Genomic DNA, 24,888 nt, shown 5'->3' on the forward strand with positions numbered 1-24,888 from the left:
TAGCTTTAGGAGCCTTACATGTCAGGCAAATATAAACAGCAATATAATGCCTTTAAGCAAAACCCAGCCCAATTTTGGCTCGAACAAAGTAAAAATATTCCGTGGTATAAAACCCCCACAAAAGCATACACACAAGACGACGACGGGCTTTATCATTGGTTTAGCGACGGGCAATTAAACACTAGCTTTTTAGCGCTAGACCAGCACGTTATTGCCGGATTTGGCGAGCAAACAGCACTGATTTACGACTCCCCAGTCACTAATACAAAGCAAACTTACAGCTACTCACAACTACAACAAGAAGTTGCTAAATTTGCAGGCGTAATACAATCGTTAGGCGTTACAAAAGGCGATCGCGTTGTTATTTATATGCCAATGATCCCACAAGCGGTTATTGGTATGTTGGCGTGCGCTCGCCTTGGTGCTATTCATTCGGTGGTATTTGGTGGGTTTGCTGCACACGAATTGGCTGTACGCATTGATGATGCCAAGCCCAAACTTATACTTAGCGCCTCATGCGGTGTTGAAGTAAACAGCGTTATTGAATACAAACCACTCATTGATAACGCAATAGAGCTTGCTGCGCATAAAGTAGAACACTGCGTTATTTATCAGCGTCCACAAGTAACCGCCACTCTTAAGCCTAAACGAGACATAGATTGGACTCAGGCAATGCAAACGGCTGCAAGCGCAGATCCGATGCCTGTAAATGGAGATGATCCGCTTTATATTTTATATACCTCAGGCACGACAGGCACACCCAAAGGCGTAGTACGCGAAAATGGCGGTCACGCAGTGGCAATGCAATACAGCATGGCAACCGTTTATGGTATGAAGCCCGGCGACGTATTTTGGGCAGCGTCTGACATTGGCTGGGTGGTTGGGCACTCTTATATAGTTTACGCACCGCTAATGTATCGCTGCGCGACCGTATTATATGAAGGTAAACCCGTTAAAACGCCCGATGCTAGTGCATTTTGGCGCGTGGTAGAAGAATATAAAGTAAATGCATTATTTAGTGCCCCCACCGCATTTAGAGCAATTAAAAAAGAGGATCCAAATGCCGATGGTTTTAATCAATACGATACCTCAAGCTTAAAACGTTTATTTTTAGCTGGCGAGCGGTTAGATCCTCCCACTTACGAGTGGCTTAAAGAAAAAACCAAACTGCCAGTGCTCGATCATTGGTGGCAAACAGAAACCGGCTGGGCTATTGCTTGTAACCCTGTAGGGCTTGAGTACTTAGCAACAAAACCTGGCAGCTCTACCGTGCCTACTCCAGGTTTTGACGTGCGAATATTAGATATGGATGGCAATGAATGCGCAGCTAACGAGCAAGGCGCCGTGGTAATTAAACTGCCACTTCCACCAGGTTGCCTACCAACTATTTGGCAGGATACCACGCGCTTTAAAGCAAGCTACCTAAATGAATACGAAGGTTATTATTTATCTGGCGATGGTGGTTATATTGATGAAGACGGCTACCTATTTATTATGGGCAGAACCGACGACGTTATAAATGTAGCAGGACATAGGCTTTCTACCGGCGAAATGGAAGAGATAGTAGCCGCGCACCCTGCTGTTGCTGAATGCGCTGTTTTTGGTGTGAACGATCCTCTAAAGGGGCAACTTCCTATGGGAATGATCGTGCTTAAAAATGATTTTATGGGCTCAAGTACCGACGTGGAACAAGCGCTTGTTTTAAGTGTTCGTAATCAGATTGGCGCTATTGCGTGCCTTAAAAATATAGTTAGCGTAGATAGGTTGCCCAAAACACGCTCGGGTAAAATACTGCGTAAAAATTTGCGCCAACTGGTTGATGGCGAAGAGCTACAAATACCTTCAACCATAGATGATGCCAGTATCTTTGAAGAAATAAACCAACAACTAACACAAAGATAAACCCAACCAACCTATCTAAAGCCATTTTTATAATGGCTTTTTATTTCATCCTTATATTTGATCCTTTTACTTAAGCTTTGGTTAGAGTTTAAGCTTTAATTTAACCAACAGCTGAAATTTTTTACGGCTTAATGCTTTCTTCTTTTGATAGCGTTATTAATTTAATCAATTTAAAAAGGAATGGTGTATGCCCCGCTTGCTACAAAAACTATTAACCACAGCCCTATTATTTATAGGCTTTGCCACACAAGCCTATGAAATAGAAGACTTAGGAGATGGCTTACACCGCTTTATAGACGACAGACACCGCTCAATATTTTTAATCACTTCTGAGGGCGCAATTGTTACCGACCCGCTTAATAAAAAAGCCGCCACCTGGTTAAACGAGCAAATTAAAACCCGCTATAACGTACCGGTAAAGTATGTAATTTATAGCCATAATCACAGCGATCATATTTACGGCGCCGAGGTATTTAAAAGCCCGCACACCACGTTTGTAGCGCATAAACTCGCTGCGCAAGATATTAAAAACACGCAAATGAAAACAGTAACGCCCAGCCTTACTTTTGATAACGAGCTACTACTTACCCTTGGTGATTCCACAGTAAAGCTTAACTACCATGGTCCAAACGATGGTCGTGGTTCGGTTAGTATATTATTCGAAAAGCAAAAAACACTATTTGTAGTTGATTGGATTGTTATTGGCAGAATGCCATGGCAAAAACTGTGGAGTTACGATATTCAAGGCATGATTAATTCAACCCAAGCGGTACTCAAATACGACTTTAATACCTTTGTAGGCGGACATGCCGATATGGGTAATAAAGCCGATGTAGCACGTTACTTAAGCTATTTAGAGCAGCTTTACAGCCAAGTAACCAAGGCTGCGCTTGCAGGGCAAAGCCTAGAGCAAATAAAACAAAACATTAAGCTCGATGAATTTTCAGATTTAAAGCAATACCAAGCCTGGCTGCCACTTAATATTGAAGGGGTATACAAGCGCCTCATGGAAGAATCCGGCATGGGCTGGCGCAGCGATTTATAAATTGTATGCGTGTGCATTTGTTGCTTGAATACAAGTGCATACGTATTCACATTGAATTAACAGTGCAAGCTTGTGATAGTGTACTTTTTGTATGCTAAGGCGCCACCATGAAATTAGTTGCTTTACTGTTTAGCTTATCAATATTTGTAGTGCATACCAGCTATGCAAACACGGCCACCATGCAAGTAAGTAAAGGCCAAATTGAGGTAATCGACAATATAGAATCACAGTTTGTAAAAAACCGCTTTTTAAATGTTTGGCTACCGCCAGGTTACAACAAAAACACCAACTACGACGTGCTCTACATGCATGATGGCCGCATGTTGTTTGATGCAAATAGCACATGGAACAAGCAAGAATGGCGCGTAGATGAAGTAGCCGGCACATTAATAGAGCAAGGCAAAGTACGCCCATTTATTGTGGTAGGCATTCCAAACGCCGTAGAAAACCGCCACAGCGAATACTACCCACAACAACCGTTTGAGGCCTTAAGCAAGCAAAAGCAAAACGCCCTTTACCAGTTAGAAAAATACCCAGGGCATAAATTATTTGCCTCTAAGGTTTACTCAGATAACTACTCACGCTTTTTAGTCAAAGAAGTTATTCCTTATATTGAGTCTAACTACAACGTAAACAAAGGCGCGCAGCACCGCTATATTGGTGGCTCTAGCATGGGTGGGCTAATATCGTGGTACACACTACTTAATTACCCTAACGAATTTGCCGGCGCTATTTGTATGTCGACCCACTGGCCAGGTATTTTTAGCCACGATGACGAAGTATTTGCCCAGTTTAAAAACTACATTGCCAACAACATCACAAAGCTAAGTAACCAAAAAGTGTATTTTGATTATGGCGATAGTACCTTAGATGCCATGTACCCTAAGTTACAAGCGCAAATTGATGATTTATTTATGGCGCAAAAATACCCAGCAAAACTTTGGCAAAGTCAGTACTTCCCTGGGGAAGATCACACCGAAAACGCATGGGCCAAACGCTTACATATTCCCCTTGAGTTTATGTTTAGAAAAACCAAGCAAGCTGCCCCCGAGTAATCATTTATACCAATCGGCTTAATTAAGTGATCTATTTTGAGGATGGAAAAACGTGTTGATAGCTAGGCAAAAAATTCGCTATTTAGTTGTTCTCGGCAATTGCTTCTGCATCCATGCAGTCGTAAATGAGAATTTTTTAACACAGGTAGCGACACGTTTAGCCCCTCAAAATGATTAAGTATTATTGCGGATGGTATTATAAGTAATACGCCCCATCATTAATCATAAAAAAGCGTATTAGCTAAAATCAACCACCACTTCATAACGCCCAGGCATGTCGTTTACTTCGTATACCCAACCGTGTCGTTTTATTATTTTTTCGCTTAACTCTAATCCTAAACCGTAGCCAATATTAGCGGGCTTGTCTGTGTTATTGGTGGCGTGTGGCGTATCAGTTTGTGCGCTGCTATTTACTATAATTACACGGCTACCCTGCTGAGTAATTCGCACTTGCCCTTGTTGCGTATGCTGATACGCATTACGTATTAAGTTAGTAAGCACAATGTGGCATGCGGTGGCTTCGGTATTAATAGTTGTACTTTGGTTATCGGTATTTATAAGTACATCAACTTGTTTTGAATTGAGTAAATAATCGAGTTCATTACTCAAGGTCGTTATTTTTTCGGCTAGGTTTACAGGCTCTGGTGCACTTTGCTGGTCGTCATTTCTGCTAAGCCACAATAACGTCTCGGTTAAATCGCTCATGGTTAAACCGGCGCGCTCTATTCGCTGCAGTGTAAGTTGCTGTTTATCACTTAACGGAGTTTTTTCGCTTAAGCGGTTAAGTAACTCAACGTTGCTGCGAATAACCGAAATTGGTGTACGTAACTCGTGGCTCGCATAACTTAAAAAGCGCTGCTCTCGCTCAAGGCTCTCGTGAGCAGAAAGCAAGCTACTGCGTATTAACGTTGCCAAGGTATTTAGTTCGTTATAGGTAAAGTCGGGCGGCGTGTTTTGTAAATTATTTTGATTTAACGACTTAGCCCAACCACGTAGCGATTCAACTGGCTTAGCTATTTTTTTCATTACCATAAACAAAAAGAAGGTAAATAAAGCAATTGCCGTAACCCCTGTTAACGCTATCCATGCCAACTTTTTTATAGGTTTATCGGGTGAGCTTTGTTTTTTAAGGCGCTCTTTTTCAAGCATAATGCGTGATACGTAACGGGGCTCCCCTGCAGGGTTTTGAAAATACGCTACAAAATAGAGGTCTTCCGGCATTGAAAAAAACGATGGTTTTACTTTGCTTTTTTGCAATACGCCAATCTCTGTAGGCTTTGTAAAGCGTTGCTGAATTTCGCTTGGCATGTCTTCCCAGCGACTCGCTATTTTAAAGCCAATCATTTCTGCAGGTTCACCGTTTTTAACCTCAGTAGATTGCGAAAGCGCATGCATTACGCCATTTAACCCTCGGTCTAAGCCATCAATAAAATAATTAACACTTAAAAACGAAAAACCAATTGCCATTAATGAACTTAAAAGCACCATGGTGGCAAAAAAATACAACCTCAGGCTGGGTCTAATTTTCATGCTTGAGTCCCATTTTTTAATTTTAGCGCAAACCCTACACTGGGTATTGTTTCTAGTACGGCTTGGCAATGCGCTTGCTCTAGCTGTTTACGCAAATGATGAATATGCACTTTTAAGCTATTGCTGTCTGGCTGATCGTCTCCCCATATTGCTTGCATAATTACCTGTCGGGTTACCGGTTTTTGCTGCTCTCGTACAAGCACTTCTAATAACTTAAAAGTAATGGGTGATAACTTTAAACTGTGCGCAGCCACTGTTGCTGTATGCGCGGTTAAATTAAGTGTTAAATTAGCAAAGGTAAGTCGCTTAACCTCTCCACTTTTACGCTTTGCTAATACTTGAACCCGCGCTACTAGCTCTTTCATCGCAAATGGTTTTACTAAATAGTCGTCACTACCGGCTGCAAACCCCTCAAGCTTATTGTCGAGGCTATCGCGCGCTGTCAGCATTAATACAGGTATATCAATGCCTTGCTCACGCAATGATTTACACATGGTTAAACCGTCCATTTTGGGCATGTTTACATCTAATATAATCATTTGATATTGATTACGTTCTATTAAATTTAAACCCATTACGCCATTGCTTGCATGGTCACACTCTATTGACTCAATTTCGAGATAATCAACAATGGTGGTTGCCAAATCTATGTCGTCTTCAACCAGTAGTACGTTTATCATTAAGAGGCTACTTCCTGCGTTTTATTTTTAGCACCTAGCGATATTAGCACAGCATCAATACCGCGTTTAGCATCGGTTTGAATCATCAATAATGCCGGTATAAGTATTAAGGTAATAACCGTGGCAAACAAAATACCGTAGCCAAGTGATGCCGCAGCAGGAATTAAAAACTGTGCCTGCATTGAGGTTTCGCTAAGTAGCGGCACTAAGCCTGCGTACGTCGTAATTGAGGTAAGTAATACCGCACGTAACCGGCTCGTACACGACTCAACTATGGCATCGTGCGTGCTCATGCTCTCTTCTTTTACTAGTTCGTTAAAGCGTGAAACAAGTAATAAGCTGTCGTTTACAACTACTCCACTGAGCGCCAAAATACCATTTAACGACAATATACTAATGGTTAAGTCGTTCCACCAATGTCCTAAAATAGCGCCCACAATGCCAAACGGAATTGCTACCATAATCAACATAGGTTGAATGTACGATTTAAGCGGAATAGCCAGCAACACGTAAATAACTAATAAAGCCGCTACAAACATAGTGCTCATTGAACTGGTGGTTTCGCTTTGTTGCTCTGCCTCTCCTGCAAAATACACACTTAAGTTAGGAAATTGCTGTGTTAACTCAGGAATTAAGTCGCGCTTTAAGTTAGCAACTAACTCGTTTGGAGCAATCACGTTTTTATCCACTTGGGCGCTTAAATAAATTGCACGAAGTCCATCAATGCGGGTTATTTCATCTTGCTGATATTCACTGCTTACTGTGGCTACGTTAACTAAAGGGACAACCGTGCCATCGGGTAGGCGAATACGCGACTGCATTATATCGGCAGGTGTTTTACGAGCATCTTCTGGGTAGCGTACACGTACTTTAACTTCGTCTTTATTACGTTGGTAGCGCTGTACAACTGCACCACCAAAGGCTTGCAGTACTTGCTTTGATAAACTGGCTGTATCCATGCCAAGCGCGCGCCCTTGTGCATTTAGGGTAAATTTAAGCTGTGGCTGACCTGGGTTTAAGTTGTCGTCTATTCCGTTAACGCCTGCGGTATTTTGTAAGCGCTCCTTAAATAGTGCGCCCGCCGCCATTACGGTTTCGTCGTCCCACGCTTTAAGCTCAACTTTAAAGTTATCAACCATTTTACGCGTGGCTAATATTTGTAATTTTTTACTGCCCTCAAGGCTACCTGCTACGCGCTGCCACTCTTGAGCAAATTCGCTTGCTGTATAAGCGCCTTCGTTTAATAGCTCAACGCTTACTTCACCGCTGGTGTCGCTGCTACTAATGACTTGTAGGCTGGTTATTTCGCTTTTGTCAGAGTTCAACTTAGTCATTAAGTTTTGCTCAGCTTGTAATGCACTTTGCTCAAGCGTTAGTAAGTTTTTGTTTGTTTGCCCATAAGCGGCGTCGTTTTGCATAACCAAATCGGCTGTTACGGTATCGCCTGCAATACTTGGGAAAAAACCAACTTTAACTGTGCCTGTCATCGGCATGCCAATAACTAATATAAAAAAGGCGATAAACGCAGCCACTACGGCGTATCTAAAGCGCAGTGAAAATTCAATAACCTTGCAGTAAATGTTTTTGCTAAACCAGCTTAAGCCGCTATCAGCACCATGTTGTATTTTTGACCACAGACCTGCTAAGCCTTTTTTAACTTGGCGTTTAGTACTAATGTGGGCTAAATGCGATGGTAAAATAAGTTTTGATTCAACAACTGAAAGCAGTAAACAAATGGTCACTACAGTGGCAAATTGAGAGTAAATTTTACCTAAGTTGCCCGACACATTCGAAAGCGCTACAAACGCAGCCACCGTGGTTAACACCCCAAATATTGTTGGCACAGCAACCTTCATGGTGCCTAAAACTGTATTATTTAATGTATCGCCATGTTTTTTACGTGTGGTGTAAATACTCTCGCCTACAACAACGGCGTCGTCTACCACTATGCCCAGCGCCATAATAAAGCCAAAGGTGGTCATTTCGTTTATGGTCAGTGCGGTGTAGCCATCGGTCATAAAATAAAGCGTGCCAAAAAATACAAACGGCAAGCCACCAGCCACCCATAGCGCTACGCGTACGTTTAAAAATATGGCAAGTATTACAAACACCATAATAATACCGGTCACCGCATTTTTAGTAAGTAGCGATAAACGCTCGGTGATCATGGTACTTTTGTCGTGCCAGCTTTCAAGCTCTACGTTTTGAGGTAATAAACCGCTTTCGTGCCATTTATCTATTACGCTATTAGCTTGTTCAACAATGGTAGTTATATCGCTGTTATCGCCCATTAAAATTTCAACGCCTACGGCATTTTGTTGGTTATAACGGCTTAATGAGTTGCTATCTTCGGCAAATGAGTCGGTAACGGTGGCTACATCGCCTAACTTAATTTGTGTGCCTGATGCAGTGCTCAACAATACAATATTGGCAAAGTCGCGCTGCCAGTAAGCTTGGTCGGCGGCTTTTAAGTGTATGATTTTACTGCTATCGCGCAAACTAGTCGAAAGCGGGCTTGATGACTCATTATTTATGACCTCACTTACATCACTAATAGTTAAGCCATACGCTTGTAATTTACCTTCGTCGATTTCTATGGACATCATCGGATCAATCACACCCGACTGCGCTACATCGCTAATGCCTGATTGCGCTAATAAATCGGCTTTAAGTTTTTCACCCAGATTTTGTAATGTATGGCGATCGGCATCCCCAAAAAGTTGCAGCGTTAATGCATGATCTTGCCTACGGGCTTTATCAATAACAGGTTGCTCGGCATCTGCCGGAAAGTTATTAATAGCGTCAACTTGGTTTTTAACGTCAACAAGTAACTCATCGAGTGAGTAATCAGTACTTTTTTCAATGCTTACATGGCTGCCGCTAGCATCGGATGTAGAGGTAATACGTTTAATACCTGATACGGTTTCGAGCGCTTCTTCAATTTTTAACGCTATTCCTTCTTCGGCTTGCAATGCATCGCCACTGTCGTAAACCACCGATACCGAAATAGTATCTGGCTCTAAACTAGGAAAAGCCTCTTTACGTAAAGTCGTAAGCGACATAATACCCATTACAATCACACTAACTAACAATAAGTTAGCGGCAACAGAGTTATTTGCAAACCAATTAATAATACCGTGCAGCGGGTTATTATTACTGGGTATTTGAGGTGGTTGATGAGGGCTCATTATTGTATCTCCTCAACTATTGGATTTACTTTCATGTCGTTTAAGTAACTAACAAGTGGGCGCGCCACCACTTTTAGATTTTTAGCACCATCTACTGGCGTAATATATACGTAATCCCCACGCTCAAATACTTTATTAGCGTGTGTGCTTACTAAGCTATTTTGATCATTTACGTACCAAATTAAGCCATCTTGAGATACCGCCGAAGCAGGCAGTTTTATTACGTTAGTTAACTGCTTACCGGCAATTTCTACCGCTAAAAATGTGCCAGGCAGTAACGGCGTTGTTTGCTCAAAGGGTTTATCTAAGGCAACAATTACGCTGCGCTGACGCGAGCTGTCATCAAGGTGTTGCTCAAAACGTGCAATATAACCGTTCCATTTAGTATTAGTGGTTACATCAGTTAAAATAACCTCGCCTGATTTATTATTTGCTAGGTTTTGCCACTGACTTAATGAAAGCGGCACCGTTATTTCTACTTTGTCAGTGCTGTTTAGCGTGGCAAGCGTATCGCCAATACTCACATAAGTACCTAAATCTATATCGCGCGATAAAATAACAGCGTCAAATGGTGCACTTAACTGGGTGTTATTTACATCACGCTGTGCGGTTTTAAGTGCATATTGTGCTTTATCGAGTGTAGCTTGCGCGGCTTCTAGTTGTAGCGTTCTAAATACAAGCGGCGAGCTTGGCGCTTGCGTAACGCCTGAGCGATCCCATTCACGTTTTGCTTGATTACCTAAATCTTGTTCTTCTTGCAGTGCTAGTTTTGCATCAGCCAATGTTGCTTTTGCGCTAGCTAGAGCTTGTAAGTATTCGGTGTCATCAATTTGTGCAAACACTTGGCCTTTAGTTATTAAGTTACCGGTCGCAAATTGCTCGCTCATACTGGTTACTTCGCCTTTAACTTGTGCTTTTAAGCTAAGTGACCAATGCGCTTTAGCTTCACCGTGGCCGCTAACATAAGCCTGATAAGTGCTCGGAGCTGCATTAATTACCGATACATTTGGGGCAATAGCTTTAATAGCGGCAGGTTGTGGACTATTTGCTTTTTCAGCCATTTTTTGACCGTTATACACAATAGCAAGCCCTATACAAACAATAGCAACAAGCGTTACAACAACCGGTGTTGGCGAAATTTTCATGACGATACTCCAAGGCCCAAAGCGAGGCCTAAATCTATGCGGTTAGTTAAAAGGGTGTAGTTTATTTGGCTAAGCTGGGCTTGCAGGTCGTATACTTTTTGTTGCACTGTTAGCAAATCTAAAATATCAACCAAACCTTGTTGATACTTACTTTGATAGTTACTAAAGCTGCGTTTAGCGCTAGCAAGTGCATTGCTAATTTGCAGTTGCTGCTCGGTTAATGATTGCTCCTGCCCGAGTGCATTTTCAACTTCGTTTACCGCACTTAGCAGCGTATCTTGGTACTGCCAAAACGCTTGCTCGGCATTTAATTTTGCAATATCAACTTGCGCACGCAGTGCTCCACCTTCAAATAAAGGGGCACTTAAACTGCCTAATAAACTCCACACTGGGCTGGTTAGTAATGCTTGGCTTGGCGTGCTTGCTAAATCACTCAGTGATGCCGAAAGCGAAATACTCGGTAGTAACTCTTTGTACGATACATCAACCAAGTAATGCTTTGCCTGAATGTTGTAATAGGCACTTTGTAAGTCAGGTCGGCGCGCCAAATCTTGCTCTGGTAATGTACTTAATGGCTCAATAACGCTTGGCAGTGTTAATGTACTTGGCAGGTTTTGAAGTTTATCAGTGCCTACAATTAGCATTAAAGCACGCTTTGCTTTTGCTATTTGTTCTTCGTAATCGGCAATGGTCGCGCGGGTAGATGCCGTGCTAGTACGGGCGGTATCAAGCGCTTCTAAATCACCTAATCCATATTGGTAGCGCTCTACAATACTTTGCTCATTATTTTGTAAAACAACTAAACGTTGCTGCTCTATATCGAGCAAATTTTGCTGCAAAATAATATTTAAATAAGTACGAATAACACTCGCTACTAATGTGTCTTTAGCGCCTTGATAAGTAGCTTGGTTACTGGCAATAGTCATATCTTGCGCGGCTACGTTGTCAGCAATTTTTTGCCATATATCGGCTTCCCAACTTATACCTACTGATGAGCTGTATTGCGTGCCTTCGGTTTTACTGCGCTGCGCGTCAAATCCTGCATCTACACTAAACCACTGACTTGCAGCAGTTACATCACGCTGCGCATAAGCTAGTTTTAATGCAACATGCACTTGATTAAACGATGGGTTATTAGTAACAGCTTGCTCAATAAGTGAATCAAGCCCTTCAATATCCACCAAATCGGTAATGTAATTTACGTGCTGCGCGTTACTTTGCGTGTACTGCCAGTTTGTATGTTGTTTTAGCGACTGCTCAGTACTATTACCTTGATAGCTTGGCTGACTACTACATGCAGCAAGCGTACAACTAAGTGCAAGTAAAAAACCTGTTGAGTGCTTTTTAAAATAAACCATTTAACTATGCCTAATTCGTACTATTACACATAGCTTATTAGGTCGAGGGTTAAGGAGGGGTTAAATGATTTAATCTAAATATTGGGTTGCTAATTTAACAGTAAAAAGTAGTCACTTTAGATGTTTTATATCGTTATAAGTTTTGTAATTGCTCTATCAACCATTTATGGATTGGGCTGTTATTGGTACGCGGATGCCATGCGGCTATTACTTTAAATGTAGGAGGCAGAGCTTCTATTTTTAGCTGTTTAACTTTGCTGTTTGGTAATAATCTTGATGGGTAAAACGCGAGCATATCGGTTGTATGTAAAATATCGGGCACCGCTGAAAAGCTCGGGACCGACATTACAATATTACGTTTTAGCCCTTGGCTTTCAAACCACTGATCGTGCGATCCGCGCAAATTAGCGCGTGATGGCGATACCACTAGCTGTGAATGCTTTGCAAATTGCGCCAAGCTCAAAGGTTCAGTGTAAGTAGTATTACCTATACCGGTAATACACAAATGCTGTTCTTCAAACAAGGTGATATAAGAAAGGTTGTCGGGTATAAATTCTGGAAAGCTTATCAGCAAATCTAGCTCGCCTGCCGTTATAAGTTGATTAACGTTATCTGATGCAAAGTCGCGCACAATCAGCTTTAAACCTGGCGCTTCGCGGCGGGTAATATTAAATAATTGCGGCAATAAGGCCTGCGTGGCGTAGTCGGTTGCGCTTATGGTAAACACACCTTTATAAGTTTGCGGGCTAAACTGCTCGGGCTCTAGTAACGACTCTAATTGCTTTAAAATATTATTAATAGGTGCCTTGAGCCCTTGCGCTTTAGGAGTAGCAACCATGTTATTGCCTTGGCGAATAAACAAGCGATCGTCAAATAAGTCTCGTAGTTTTCGTAGTTGCTCACTAATAGCCTGTTGCGTTAACCCCATTTTTTTGGCTACTTGTGAAAGATTTTTCAGTTCTAATAAGCTACTGAGTACTCTTAACTGCTTTATATCAAGCCGATTGATACCATTCATAATTGTATACTTCACAAAAAAGTGTTGTTTCAAATTGTATCTTTAAATCTCTATGCTGCCAATGTTGCTTAACCACTATTTAAGCCTTTGTTTGCTTTATAAGAGAATTTAAAATGAAATCAGATTTAGTTAATACCGCTCCTTTATTCTCATCAATTGAGCTTGGCCCTTTTACACTTAAAAACCGTATTGTGATGCCTCCTCTTACTCGCTCTCGCAGCACTCAGCCTGGCAATATTCCTAATGAATTAATGGCTGAGTATTACTCGCAGCGCGCATCGGCTGGTTTTATGGTTACCGAAGGCACACAAATAGAACCTTGTGGGCAAGGTTACGCTTGGACCCCAGGTATTCACTCGCAAGCACAAATTGAAGGCTGGAAAAAAGTAACACAAGCAGTACACGCTAAAGGCGGTGTTATTTTTGCTCAGCTTTGGCATGTAGGCCGCGTATCGCACGCCACACTACAACCAAATTCAGGTAAACCGGTTGGCCCTTCAGACATTGCAGCTGACAATGTAAAAGTATTTATTGAAACCGCACCTGGTGAAGGCGCATTGGCTGACCCAAGTGAGCCTCGTGCATTAAGTACTACTGAGGTTGGCGAGCTAGTAAACATGTATGCGCAAGCTGCACGCAATGCTCTAGAAGCTGGCTTTGATGGTGTGGAGCTTCATTGTGCTAACGGCTATTTAGTTAATCAGTTTATTTCTGAACATACTAATAACCGTGACGATCAATACGGTGGAACGCTTAGTAATCGCCTGCGCTTTTTAAAAGAGATAGTTGAAGCGGTAAGTGACGTTGTAGGCGCAAACCGTTTAGGTGTACGCTTTGCTCCTTTATTTGAAAGCACAGATGAAACACGAGTGTATTTAGGGCTTGTTGAATCAAACCCTCATCACACTTATATCCAGGCAGTTAAAGTGCTTGAGCAAGCAGGTATTGCTTACTTATCGATTGCGGAAGCTGATTGGGATAACGCTCCCGATTTACCACAAGAATTTTATAAAGCAGTCCGAGCTGAATTTTCAGGGCGCATTATTTATGCAGGTAAATACACAGTAGAAAAAGCAGTGCGTATTTTAGGTGAAGGTTACGGTGACTTATTTGCATTTGGTCGCCCATTTATAGCTAACCCTGATTTACCAGAGCGTATAGCAAATAATTGGACGTTTAACGAAGCTGATGCAGCCACTATGTATGGCGGTACTGAAGTAGGTTATAGCGATTATCCTTTTTATCAAAAGTAATTAACCAGCAAAGCCAAGGAAGGCTTAATTACTAATTTAATAGCCATTTTTTGTGACACGACTAATCATTTTGATATATTAAAGCGTTCCTATAATCGTCAAAAACTAGAGATTATGTCAAGAACCGTCAGTAAAATGTAAAAAGCTGTAAGCTTAACTCCGTTTGCTGTTGTATGTCAGTTAACATTCAGTTTGAGCCGCTAGTATTGAACCCAGTTATGTAAAAACATAAACGAGGCAATACTATGAAACTTACTTTTTTACTACCTGCCCTGCTCGCCATTGGCGCAGTATCAGGCTCTGCGCTTGGAGCACAAAACGAGCGAGAGAATGATAAAAGCTTTAAACGTGACCACGAAAAACGTGTTGAATATAAACGCGATGAACGCCGCCATGAAAAAAAGCAGCGTATTGAGCATAAAAAAGAAAAACGAGAAGACCGTAAGCAAGAAAAACGTAAACTTGCTAAGTACAAACAAAAAAAGCGTGAACTACACCGCTACAACCAGCGAAAATATAACTACTTAACAAGCCATCACAATTCAGTCGCTTACAGACAAAATCGATTTATAAACCATTTACCACGCAATAGCGCATCAATCAGATTTAATGGTATTTCGTTTACGTTTAACGACGGCCTTTATTACCGTAAAGCTAAAAGAGGCTACCATGTTGTTAAACCACCTAGGGGCCTGCGTATAAATACGCTACCAAGAAATTACAGGCATTTTAAACACCATAATACGACTTACTACACTTATCAAAATGTATACTACATTGCGGATAATGATGGTTATACGGTTGTTGATGAGCCATCAACTCGCCTTAATCAGGCAGTAAAAGTGGGTAATGTGAATGATTATAGCTTGGGCCAAACTTACGACTCACTGCCTCAGGCAGCACAGGCCGTAATAATTAACTCACAGCAGTATTTTAAATACGGCGATATTTATTTTTTACCGCAAATAAGTGGTGACGACATAAAATACCTTGCCATTAAGCTAGGTTAAACTCGCTATAAATTAAAAGGCCTTACTGTAAATAGTAGGGTCTTTTCCATTCCCCTCCGTAGGTAGTAATTTACAGCAATAAAATCAATTCTCTCTAAACATTAACATGTCTTAGTATTTGTAAGCTTTTTTGTTAAACTAGCTCGCATATTAATAGTGAGAGTGTATTTATGTCGGGTGAGTTTCCACGTGCTGGTTTTTGGCGCCGTTTTGCGTCGTTGGTCTACGATACGTTAGCCATTATTGCGTTTGCGATGTTAACTGTAGTGCTGTATTTATTTGCAGTACAGGGGCTTATTTCTCTCGATGTAATTAGTTTAAATGGCGCAGAGGATGTATCTGCATTTATTCAAAATTCAAATCTTCTTTCGGGTATTCGTACCGCTCTTTTAATTATTGTTAGCTTAGTATTTTTTGGCTACTTTTGGACTAAAAGCGGGCAAACCATTGGCATGCGTGCATGGCGTTTAAAAGTACAAACTCTTGAGGGTAATTTAATTAGCTGGCCGCAATCAATTATCCGCAGCGTTAGCGCTTTACTCGGTTTAGGTAATTTGGTGGTGTTAGTCGATTTTAAAAACAAAAAAGCACTGCAAGATTACATATCTAAAACAGAAGTTATTGCGCTTACTAAAGAAGAAAACAGACGTATTTATAGTGAGCTTGATTAATACCAGCTTTCCAAAACTGGTAATTAAAAAGCAAAAAGGGTGACCACTGGTCACCCTTTTTAATGCTTTGAATAGGTACTCTATACCCGTTTATTCATCAAATATGTCGCAAAGCCTATAAATATAATACTGGGTAATACCGCCCCTATAATGGCAGGTATTTGGTAAACCATAACTACAGGGCCAAATATTTCATTAGTTAAGTGAAACACAATCCCCGTTACAACACCCATAATAATACGTGCGCCCATAGTAACGGTACGCAGTGGGCCAAATATAAACGAGAGCGCCACCAGCAGCATTACCGCTACAGATACAGGCTGCATAAGCTTACGCCACAGAGCAAGCTCGTAGGTACTGGTGTCTTGTTCGTTTTGCTCTAAGTAAGTTAAATACGACCAAAGCCCAGTAAATGAAAGTGACTCTGGTTTTACCGAAACAACCCCTAACTTTTCAGCGGTCAATTGTGAAGGGTAAAACTCTTCTGGTAGTTGCTCTGTTGTGGTTTTTTCGCTCGTAATAATAACCTTATTTACATCACGAAGTAGCCAGCCTTCTTTTCGGCTCAGTGCATCTTTTGCTTTAGTGATTTGGGTAAGCTCTAACGATTTGTCAAAGTGGTACATGTGTACCCCGTTGAGCCTGCCGTTTTCGTCAACATCTTCAATATTAATAAAATTGCTGCCGTCTTTAGCCCATACACCTTTTTGTGTGTTAAATACATCGCCGCCATGTATTGCTTGGTTACGCATTTCTTTGGCGTGTAATTGCGCTTCAGGTGCACCCCATTCGCCAAGTGCCATCATGCATACAGCCATAAATATGGCCGTTTTCATCACAGAGCCAATTATTTGTAAGCGCGACATACCAGCCGCTTGCATCACTACCAGCTCACTGTTTGAGGCAAGTGCCCCCAACCCCGTTAAGCCACCAATTAGCGCAGCCATCGGAAAAAACACCACTAAATCGCCAGGTATTGTGTAAAGCGTGTAAAGCATTGCGGTCATTAAATCGTAACTGCCACGCCCTACCGACTTTAGCTGGTCGATAAACTTAATTAAGGTGCTAATACCAACAAGTACCAACAATGCAAAGCCGGTAGTTTGTAAAATACTGCGGCCTAAATACCAATCAAGCGTTTTCATCATGAGCCTAACTCCCGCTTAGTTACAACGGCTTTAAGCCAAGCGCCCAACGGTCGCCCTTTTATAATTAATAACCCACCTATAAATAAGGCACTTAGGTGAATCCACCACAAGCCAATTGAAGGCGGAATTTTGCCATCTTCAACTGCAAATTTAGCGGCATTTAGTAAAATAAAATAGCCTAAGTACAAGCTTATAGCAGGCACTAGTTTTGCAAATTTACCTTGGCGAGGATTAACCACACTTAGCGGTACTGCCAGTAAGGTAAGTAGCGGAATTGATAACGGAATAGCGAGTCGCCACTGCCATTGAGCAATAGATTCTGGTGTATTAATGGCGAGTAATTGATTAGTAGGCACAGCCTCTAATTTACGGCGTTGGTGCTCTATTTCTTGTTCTCGTATTTGTACGCTGTAACCATCAAATTCTGTTAAGTTAAGTGCAGGCGTTGCGCCATCTGTTTCGTAACGTTTACCGTCTGTTAGTACGAGCTGTTGCTCACCATTTACGGCTTCAACCACAACACCTTGCTCTGCATATACTAAGCGCGCTAAGTTGCCTTTTTCGCTATCGGGTAACTGTGCAACAAATACCTTATTGAGCTCTTTGCCACCCTTTTCAATATTATGAATAAACACCACGGCTTTTTCGTTACCGGTTTCTTGGAACCGCCCAGCTCTGAGTGCAGATAACCCCGCATCGGCTTTGGCTTGCTCTTTTAATTGATACTCTTGCTCGCTTGCCCACGGCGCTATATACATAGTCAGTGCTGCGGCTAATATAGCAAGCCCTACACTTGATATAAGCGTTACGCGCACAACATACCATTCACTTACGCCACAGGCTTTAAGTACGGTCATTTCGCTATCGGCGTAAATACGGCTGTAGGCTAAAATAATGCCTAAAAATATACTCAGCGGAAGTATTAGCGAGGCTAGTTGTGGAAGTTTTAGTGCAATCATCGATAACACTAATTTAGCAGGAATGCTGCCCTCAGAGGCATCACCTAAAATACCAACTAACTTTTGTGACAAAAATATTGTCATCAAAGTTAAAAATACGGCGACCTGCGATTTTAAAACCTCAGCGGTCAAATAACGGAAAATTAGCAATGCTCGCCCCTGTTAAACATGGAATTTCACTACGATAGTGAGAATTGAATAGTTAAATAGCTATTTTACCCAATTAATACCGGCAAATAGGCTATTATTATAAGCCATCAAAATTAATTATCCTACCTAAGTGCACGATATAATGTTGCATTAGTAGCCCTTAAGCATATAAAGTTCAATTACACAGTAAGAGTCTAGCAAAATCAGCTAAAATAAGAATTATCCTTACATAAGTTACGTAGATAAGACTAGAAAATACTTTTTTAGCCCCAACTTAGTAACTTAAACGACTCAAAACCAGGAGTAACAATGGAATTTAACGTAAAAAGTGGTAGCCCAGAAAAACAGCGCAGCGCATGTATTGTGGTTGGCGTTTACGAGCCACGTAGGTTATCCCCCATTGGTGAACAACTCGATAAAATTAGTGATGGTTATATCTCTAATTTACTTCGCCGTGGCGATTTAGAAGGTAAGCCAGGCCAAGTTTTATTATTGCACCATGTACCTAATGTATTAAGCGAGCGCATATTGCTTGTTGGTTGTGGTAAAGAGCGTGAGCTTGATGATAAGCAATATAAACAAATCATTTCTAAAACTATTAATACCTTAAACGAAACGGGCTCTATGGAAGCAGTCTGCTTTTTAACAGAGCAACACGTTAAAGGTCGCGACACCTACTGGAAAGTACGTCAGGCAGTTGAGACAACGCAAGACTGCCTATATACGTTTAACCAACTGAAAAGTAAAAAAGTAGACCCTCGTCGTCCACTTCGCAAAATGGTGTTTAACGTACCAACACGACGCGAACTAACTATTGGCGAAAGCGCTATTGAGCATGGTTTAGCCATTGCAGCAGGTAGTAAGCTATGTAAAGACGTAGCTAATATGCCACCAAATATTTGTAACCCTGTGTACTTAGGTGAACAAGCACAAGAGCTGGCAACTGATTTTGACAACATTACTGTTGATCTTATTGGCGAAAAGCAAATGGCAGAACTTGGTATGAATTCTTACCTAGCTGTTGGCCGAGGTAGTGATAACGAATCGATTATGTCGATTATTAACTACAAAGGCGCCGCTGATGACCAAGCCCCTATTGTACTTGTTGGTAAAGGTCTAACGTTTGATTCAGGCGGTATTTCATTAAAACCAGGCGAAGGCATGGACGAAATGAAATACGACATGGGCGGAGCAGCAGGCGTTATTGGCGCAATGCGTGCACTTGCACAAATGCAATTGCCGATTAACGTTATTGGTGTTTTAGCGGGTTGTGAAAACATGCCTGGCTCAAATGCGTATCGTCCAGGTGATATTTTAACAACAATGTCAGGGCAAACAGTTGAAGTATTAAACACCGACGCTGAAGGCCGCTTAGTATTATGTGACGCACTAACATATGTTGAACGCTTTAATCCAGATACGGTTATTGACGTAGCAACGCTAACTGGCGCGTGTATTGTAGCCCTTGGCGCGCATGCTACTGGTTTACTATCAAACCATAACCCACTTGCACACGATTTATTAAAAGCGTCTGAGCAAAGTGGCGACCGTGCATGGCAGTTACCGTTATGGGATGACTATCAAGATCAACTAGAAAGCCCATTTGCTGACTTTACGAACTTAGGTGGACGCTCTGCGGGTACTATTACTGCGGCATGTTTCTTATCTAAATTTACTAAAAAGTATAATTGGGCACATTTAGATGTTGCCGGTACAGCGTGGCGCAGTGGCGCTAAAAAAGGCGCAACGGGCCGTCCTGTTCCTATGCTTACTCAGTATTTATTAAACCGAGCGGGTGTAAGCGAAGCTACGCACGATTAATAATCTATTTAGCTATTTATAAGGCGCCATTTGGCGCCTTATTTATTTGTGTATTAATTGAAGCAAACCCCGTTATATGGCAAAATCTGCCTCTTAATTTGTGTATATCAATTTGGTATACATTCAATGTCATGGGAAACCCCGATACAATGAACATGAACGCTAAATTTTTCGTTCTAAAGCAACAAGATGAGTCTAAAGCGAAGGCTGACGATCATTTTGCATTGGCAGCTCAAATTGCAGCCGATCAGTATCGAAATGGGCAACGTGTGTTTATTTGTGTTAACGATAACGAAGCAGCCTGTGCCATTGATGAAATAATTTGGGCATTCGATCCAGATAGTTTTGTGCCACATAATTTACAAGGTGAAGGCCCTAAAGGCGGCGCACCTGTAGAAATTGGTATTACGCCACCTGTTGGCAATCGTAAAGTTTTAATTAACTTGGCTACTCAGTTACCGGATTACATTCGTCGGTTTAACCAAGTTTTTGATTTTGTACCCGTAGAACCAGCTGCTAAGCAAGCAGCCCGCGAGCGTTTTAAAAAGCTACGCCAACTCGGTGCCAATCTCACCACGCAAGATATTAATAGCTAGCCAATCAGGCAAACTAACCAACTAATTTAAGTACTTATTTAAGGTTCTGTGTAATGGATAAAACCTACAATCCGCAAGATATTGAACAGTCGCTATATCAAGACTGGGAACAAAAAGGCTACTTTAAGCCATCTGGCCAAGGCGTACCATATTCAATTATGATCCCGCCGCCAAATGTCACTGGTAGCTTACACATGGGCCACGCCTTCCAAGATACAATAATGGATACCCTAACGCGTTTTAAACGTATGCAAGGTAACAACACATTATGGCAAGTAGGTACTGACCACGCAGGTATTGCAACGCAAATGTTGGTTGAGCGTAAACTGCATGCCGAAGAAGGCAAAACACGCCACGATTTAGGCCGCGAAGATTTTATTAATAAAATCTGGGAATGGAAAAAAGAATCTGGCGGCACTATCACTAAGCAACTTCGTCGCCTTGGCGCATCGGTTGATTGGGATCGTGAACGCTTTACCATGGACGATGGCCTATCTGAAGCCGTTAAAGAAGTGTTTGTACGCCTTCATAAAGAAAACCTAATTTACCGAGGCAAGCGCCTAGTAAACTGGGATCCAAAATTACACACGGCTATTTCTGATCTTGAAGTTGAAAATAAAGACAAGCAAGGCCACATGTGGAACTTACGTTACCCACTAGCTGATGGCGTTACAACACAAGACGGAAAAGACTACATAGTAGTAGCAACAACACGTCCTGAAACCATGCTTGGCGACTCGGGTGTTGCAGTAAACCCAGATGATGAGCGCTACACAGATTTAATCGGTAAAGAGATTTTATTACCCATCGTTAATCGTCGTATTAAAATTGTTGCTGACGAACATGCCGATAAAGATAAAGGCACGGGCTGTGTAAAAATAACCCCAGCGCACGACTTTAACGATAACGAAGTGGGCAAGCGTCATCAAATGCCGATGATCAACATTTTCGATAAAGACGCCGCTATTCTTACCCAAGGTGAAACATACACCTTTGACGGTAAAGAGCTTGAGTTTGATGCACCAATACCTGAACGCCTACATGGACTTGATCGTTTTGCAGCGCGTAAAGCAATTGTGGCAGAATTTGAAGAACTAGGCCTACTAGAAAAAATTGAAGACCATGGTTTAACGGTTCCTTACGGCGATCGCTCTGGTGTGGTAATTGAGCCACTGCTTACCGACCAATGGTATGTACGTGTTGCACCACTTGCTGAACCTGCAAAAGACGCTGTTAAAAACGGCGATATTCAATTTGTACCTAAGCAATACGAAAACATGTACTTCTCGTGGATGAACGACGTACAAGATTGGTGTATTTCACGCCAGCTTTGGTGGGGTCACCGCATTCCAGCTTGGTACGACAGTGAAGGCAATGTATTTGTTGGTCGCGACGAAGCCGAAGTTCGCCGTGAAAACAACATTGCAGATAACGTAACGCTAAGCCAAGACGAAGACGTACTTGATACGTGGTTCTCGTCAGCACTTTGGACTTTCTCTACACAAGGTTGGCCTGAAAATACCGATGATTTAAAAACCTTCCACCCGTCTGACGTGCTGGTAACTGGTTTTGATATTATTTTCTTCTGGGTTGCGCGCATGATTATGATGACGCTGCACTTTGTAAAAGACGAAAATGGCAAACCACAAGTTCCGTTTAAAACCGTGTATGTAACGGGTCTGATACGTGATGACAACGGCGATAAAATGTCTAAGTCAAAAGGTAACGTACTTGACCCACTAGACATGATTGACGGCATTGAACTTGAAGACCTAGTACAAAAACGTACTGGTAACATGATGCAGCCAAAACTTGCCGCTAAAATCGAAAAAGATACGCGTAAAGTATTTGCAGGCGGTATTGAAGCACACGGCACCGACGCCCTTCGCTTTACACTTGCTGCAATGGCATCTACCGGTCGTGATATTAACTGGGACATGAACCGCCTTGAAGGTTACCGTAACTTCTGTAATAAATTATGGAACGCGAGCCGTTACGTATTAATGAATACAGAAGAGCAAGACTGTGGTTTTGCAAACGATGCACAAAAAGAGCTTTCATTAGCTGACCGCTGGATTTTAGGCCAATTTGAGTCAACAGTTAAAACGTACACTGAGCACCTTGATAACTACCGTTTTGACTTAGCTGCTAACACGCTTTACGAATTCACTTGGAACCAGTTCTGTGATTGGTACTTAGAGCTAACTAAGCCGGTATTATTTAAAGGTAATGAAGCGCAGCAACGTGGTACACGTAATACACTTATTACCGTACTTGAAAGCTTACTGCGTTTAATGCACCCAATGATGCCGTACATCACTGAAACTATTTGGCAACGTGTTGCACCTCTTGCAGGCCTTGAAACAACAAACACCAGCATTATGGTTCAGCCGTTCCCTGTATATAATGAAGCAAGCGTTGATGCTAAAGCGATGGACGACTTAGAGTGGGTTAAACAATTCATTTTAGCTATTCGTAACATTCGTGGTGAAATGGATATTAGCCCAAGTAAACCGCTTAGCGTATTACTTGCTAATGCATCAAGCGACGACGTGCGCCGCATTGAAGAAAACAAATCATTTTTAGCATCACTTGCAAAAATTGAAGAGTTTACAATGCTTGAAAACAAAGACGGGGCACCTGCATGTGCAACGTCTTATGTTGGCAACCTTGAGATCATGATCCCAATGGCAGGCTTAATTGATGTGGAAGCCGAGCTTTCGCGTATTAATAAGCAACTCGAAAAAGCAGAAAAAGGCCTAGCACAAGTGCAAAACAAACTCGCTAACGAAAAGTTTGTAAACAACGCACCTGAAGCCGTACTTGCTAAAGAAAATGCAAAACTGGCTGAGTTTAGCGATGCTAAAACTAAGTTACTTGAGCAAAAAACTAAAATAGAAAGCTTATAAGCTTTCATAAAATGCCTATTAACACTATTTAATAGGCATTAAAAAAGCCGCTCACTTTAATTAAAGTGAGCGGCTTTTTTGTGCCCTGTGATTAATCACAAGACACTTCTTTAAAACTTGTAGTTGTACTGAGCGCCAACTAGTACTGCGTGACCTTTAGATTCAAAAGCCCACTGACTACCTGAATCATCAGTTTCTGTAAACGTTTGTGTTTTACCACGGATAATACTCACACCAAGATCAACATTAGAGTTTTGATCAATCGTGTAGTTACCACCAAACGAGAACCAGAAACGGTCTGTATCAGGAATAGAGATTGATAGGTGCGTTTGTGATACCGGTGACTCATCAAATGCAACACCAGCACGAAGTAGTATGTCTTCATTTAACTGGTAATCAGTACCTACTGAGTAGCGGAAAGAGTCTGAGAAGTCTTCTGTTTTTTCAAAACTTTGCTCTGGTGGTAAACCAACTTCAGCTTCTAATTTGTCAAAGCTACTCCATCCAGTCCATAGTACGCTGTAGTGTAAACCTAACTTTTCATCTAACTGATGTGAACCAGAAAATTCAGCGATAGCGGGTAGAGTAATATCAACAGAACCTGAGCGCTCAGCGATACCACGTGCAGCGCTTGAATAAGTTCCTTCAAATGTTATATCTGTTTCTGTACGATAATTAAAACCAAAACGGCTATTTTCATCAAGTTGATACATTAGACCTACATTTAAGCCGTAGCCAGTATCATCACCCTCAAGATCAACAACGTTCGTTGAACTTGGAACGCCAAAAGGGTTTACACCTATTTTTCGAACTATAGTTGCATCAGCATAAATTACATTTAGGCCAACACCAAAACTAAACTGCTCAGTTACTTTATAGGCAACACTTGCATTCATATTAACTGTAAAAATCTCAGTCTCACCCGCAATCTGGCCTGCGGCGTAGTCATCATTAAACTTAGTTGATAAACCAAAGTTAGAAAATGCACCAAAACCAAGTGATACTTTATCGTTATAAGGCATAGTAAAGTAAGCTGCTGGTACCACTGCACTTGGGGCAATGCTATCGTCATCTAATGTAGATTGATCAATACCAGTTGGCGCGCCTTCACCTTCTAAGCTTACATCTGGGATTACACCAATAGCAGCAACACTTAGTTGTTTATCTTTAAATAAAGTCATTAGTGCAGGGTTACGTGCAACTACAGACGCATCGTCTGCGATAGAAGCTTCACCAGCGTATGCACGGCCTAAACCCGATGCATTTTGCTCTGATAATTGAAACGCAGCTGCAAAGCTATCAGCTGAAACAAATGCAAGCGAAGCTGCAATAAGAGTTTTAGAAAATTTCATTGTTGAGTCCTTAACCAAACTGACTGTCTGGGTACTATGTGTGTTGTTATTAGGATTTGAAACTTTGCTACACTACCTTAATTTTTTGTAAAAAACTC

General features: G+C 41.6%; 18 protein-coding genes. 9 read left to right on the forward strand and 9 right to left on the reverse strand.

Translation table 11 applies throughout. The features are described 5' to 3' along the window. The first annotated feature begins 18 nt into the window (after positions 1–18). The 3 genes from FFU37_RS12185 (at position 19) to FFU37_RS12195 (ending at position 4,002) form a co-directional block, all read left to right on the forward strand. Positions 19–1,902 (forward strand): propionyl-CoA synthetase, encoded by a 1,884-nt coding sequence (locus FFU37_RS12185; protein WP_138489591.1) that lies wholly within the window; start codon positions 19–21, stop codon positions 1,900–1,902. A 187-nt stretch (positions 1,903–2,089) separates the two neighbouring features. Beyond that, positions 2,090–2,947 carry an MBL fold metallo-hydrolase gene (locus FFU37_RS12190; RefSeq protein WP_138489592.1) on the forward strand — a complete coding sequence of 286 codons (858 nt, stop codon included), beginning with the start codon at positions 2,090–2,092 and terminating at the stop codon, positions 2,945–2,947. A gap of 107 nt (positions 2,948–3,054) precedes the next feature. Beyond that, a complete protein-coding gene (locus FFU37_RS12195; RefSeq protein WP_138489593.1) occupies positions 3,055–4,002 on the forward strand; it encodes an alpha/beta hydrolase in 948 nt (315 codons plus the stop codon). 237 nt (positions 4,003–4,239) lie between these two features. On the opposite strand, the gene FFU37_RS12200 is transcribed toward FFU37_RS12195, so the two are convergent. The 6 genes from FFU37_RS12200 to FFU37_RS12225 all read right to left on the reverse strand — a co-directional run bounded on the left by FFU37_RS12200 (position 4,240) and on the right by FFU37_RS12225 (position 12,954). After that, positions 4,240–5,532 carry a sensor histidine kinase gene (locus tag FFU37_RS12200; protein WP_175413906.1) on the reverse strand — a complete coding sequence of 431 codons (1,293 nt, stop codon included), beginning with the start codon at positions 5,530–5,532 and terminating at the stop codon, positions 4,240–4,242. Further along, entirely contained in the window at positions 5,529–6,212 is a 684-nt protein-coding gene (locus tag FFU37_RS12205; RefSeq protein ID WP_024596691.1) for a response regulator transcription factor, read from the reverse strand. Before FFU37_RS12205 ends, FFU37_RS12200 begins: the two co-directional genes overlap by 4 nt. Further along, positions 6,212–9,400, reverse strand: a complete 3,189-nt coding sequence (locus tag FFU37_RS12210) for an efflux RND transporter permease subunit (RefSeq protein WP_138489594.1) — start codon at positions 9,398–9,400, stop codon at positions 6,212–6,214. The genes FFU37_RS12205 and FFU37_RS12210 overlap by 1 nt, the downstream gene beginning before the upstream one ends. Further along, a complete protein-coding gene (locus tag FFU37_RS12215; RefSeq protein ID WP_138489595.1) occupies positions 9,400–10,545 on the reverse strand; it encodes an efflux RND transporter periplasmic adaptor subunit in 1,146 nt (381 codons plus the stop codon). Before FFU37_RS12215 ends, FFU37_RS12210 begins: the two co-directional genes overlap by 1 nt. Continuing rightward, entirely contained in the window at positions 10,542–11,903 is a 1,362-nt protein-coding gene (locus FFU37_RS12220; protein ID WP_138489596.1) for a TolC family protein, read from the reverse strand. The genes FFU37_RS12215 and FFU37_RS12220 overlap by 4 nt, the downstream gene beginning before the upstream one ends. Before the next feature lie 133 nt (positions 11,904–12,036). Beyond that, positions 12,037–12,954, reverse strand: coding sequence for a LysR family transcriptional regulator (locus tag FFU37_RS12225; RefSeq protein ID WP_217496772.1), 918 nt, complete (start codon positions 12,952–12,954; stop codon positions 12,037–12,039). A gap of 80 nt (positions 12,955–13,034) precedes the next feature. Between FFU37_RS12225 and FFU37_RS12230 the strand changes: the two genes are divergently transcribed. From FFU37_RS12230 to FFU37_RS12240, 3 genes are all read left to right on the forward strand, one after another. Further along, positions 13,035–14,174: an alkene reductase gene (locus tag FFU37_RS12230; RefSeq protein ID WP_138489598.1), complete on the forward strand. Its 1,140-nt coding sequence runs from the start codon at positions 13,035–13,037 to the stop codon at positions 14,172–14,174. 245 nt (positions 14,175–14,419) lie between these two features. Then, the gene (locus tag FFU37_RS12235) at positions 14,420–15,184 is read left to right on the forward strand and encodes a DUF6515 family protein (protein ID WP_138489599.1); all 765 of its coding nucleotides are present in this window, start codon (positions 14,420–14,422) and stop codon (positions 15,182–15,184) included. Positions 15,185–15,354: 170 nt separating this feature from the next. After that, on the forward strand, positions 15,355–15,855 hold the full coding sequence (locus tag FFU37_RS12240) for an RDD family protein (RefSeq protein ID WP_002962012.1): 501 nt from the start codon (positions 15,355–15,357) through the stop codon (positions 15,853–15,855). Positions 15,856–15,935: 80 nt separating this feature from the next. On the opposite strand, the gene lptG is transcribed toward FFU37_RS12240, so the two are convergent. Together lptG and lptF are read right to left on the reverse strand one after the other, a co-directional pair. Beyond that, positions 15,936–17,003 carry an LPS export ABC transporter permease LptG gene (lptG, locus tag FFU37_RS12245; protein WP_024603537.1) on the reverse strand — a complete coding sequence of 356 codons (1,068 nt, stop codon included), beginning with the start codon at positions 17,001–17,003 and terminating at the stop codon, positions 15,936–15,938. Next, a complete protein-coding gene (gene lptF, locus FFU37_RS12250) occupies positions 17,000–18,112 on the reverse strand; it encodes an LPS export ABC transporter permease LptF (RefSeq protein WP_138489600.1) in 1,113 nt (370 codons plus the stop codon). Before lptF ends, lptG begins: the two co-directional genes overlap by 4 nt. A 309-nt stretch (positions 18,113–18,421) precedes the next feature. On the opposite strand from lptF, the gene pepA reads away from it, so the two are divergent. The 3 genes from pepA (at position 18,422) to FFU37_RS12265 (ending at position 23,438) form a co-directional block, all read left to right on the forward strand. After that, on the forward strand, positions 18,422–19,933 hold the full coding sequence (gene pepA / locus FFU37_RS12255; RefSeq protein ID WP_039490278.1) for a leucyl aminopeptidase: 1,512 nt from the start codon (positions 18,422–18,424) through the stop codon (positions 19,931–19,933). A 149-nt stretch (positions 19,934–20,082) separates the two neighbouring features. After that, a complete protein-coding gene (locus tag FFU37_RS12260) occupies positions 20,083–20,529 on the forward strand; it encodes a DNA polymerase III subunit chi (RefSeq protein ID WP_002962020.1) in 447 nt (148 codons plus the stop codon). Between the two features lie 53 nt (positions 20,530–20,582). Beyond that, positions 20,583–23,438: a valine--tRNA ligase gene (locus FFU37_RS12265; protein WP_138489601.1), complete on the forward strand. Its 2,856-nt coding sequence runs from the start codon at positions 20,583–20,585 to the stop codon at positions 23,436–23,438. Between the two features lie 110 nt (positions 23,439–23,548). Here FFU37_RS12265 and FFU37_RS12270 read toward each other — a convergent pair whose 3' ends face one another. Further along, complete coding sequence (locus tag FFU37_RS12270) at positions 23,549–24,790, reverse strand: outer membrane protein transport protein (protein WP_002963222.1); 1,242 nt, start codon at positions 24,788–24,790, stop codon at positions 23,549–23,551. Positions 24,791–24,888: the final 98 nt, after the last annotated feature.

Origin of the sequence: Pseudoalteromonas distincta, assembly GCF_005877035.1 — a bacterium.
In the GTDB taxonomy this organism is placed as follows: Bacteria; Pseudomonadota; Gammaproteobacteria; order Enterobacterales; family Alteromonadaceae; genus Pseudoalteromonas; species Pseudoalteromonas distincta.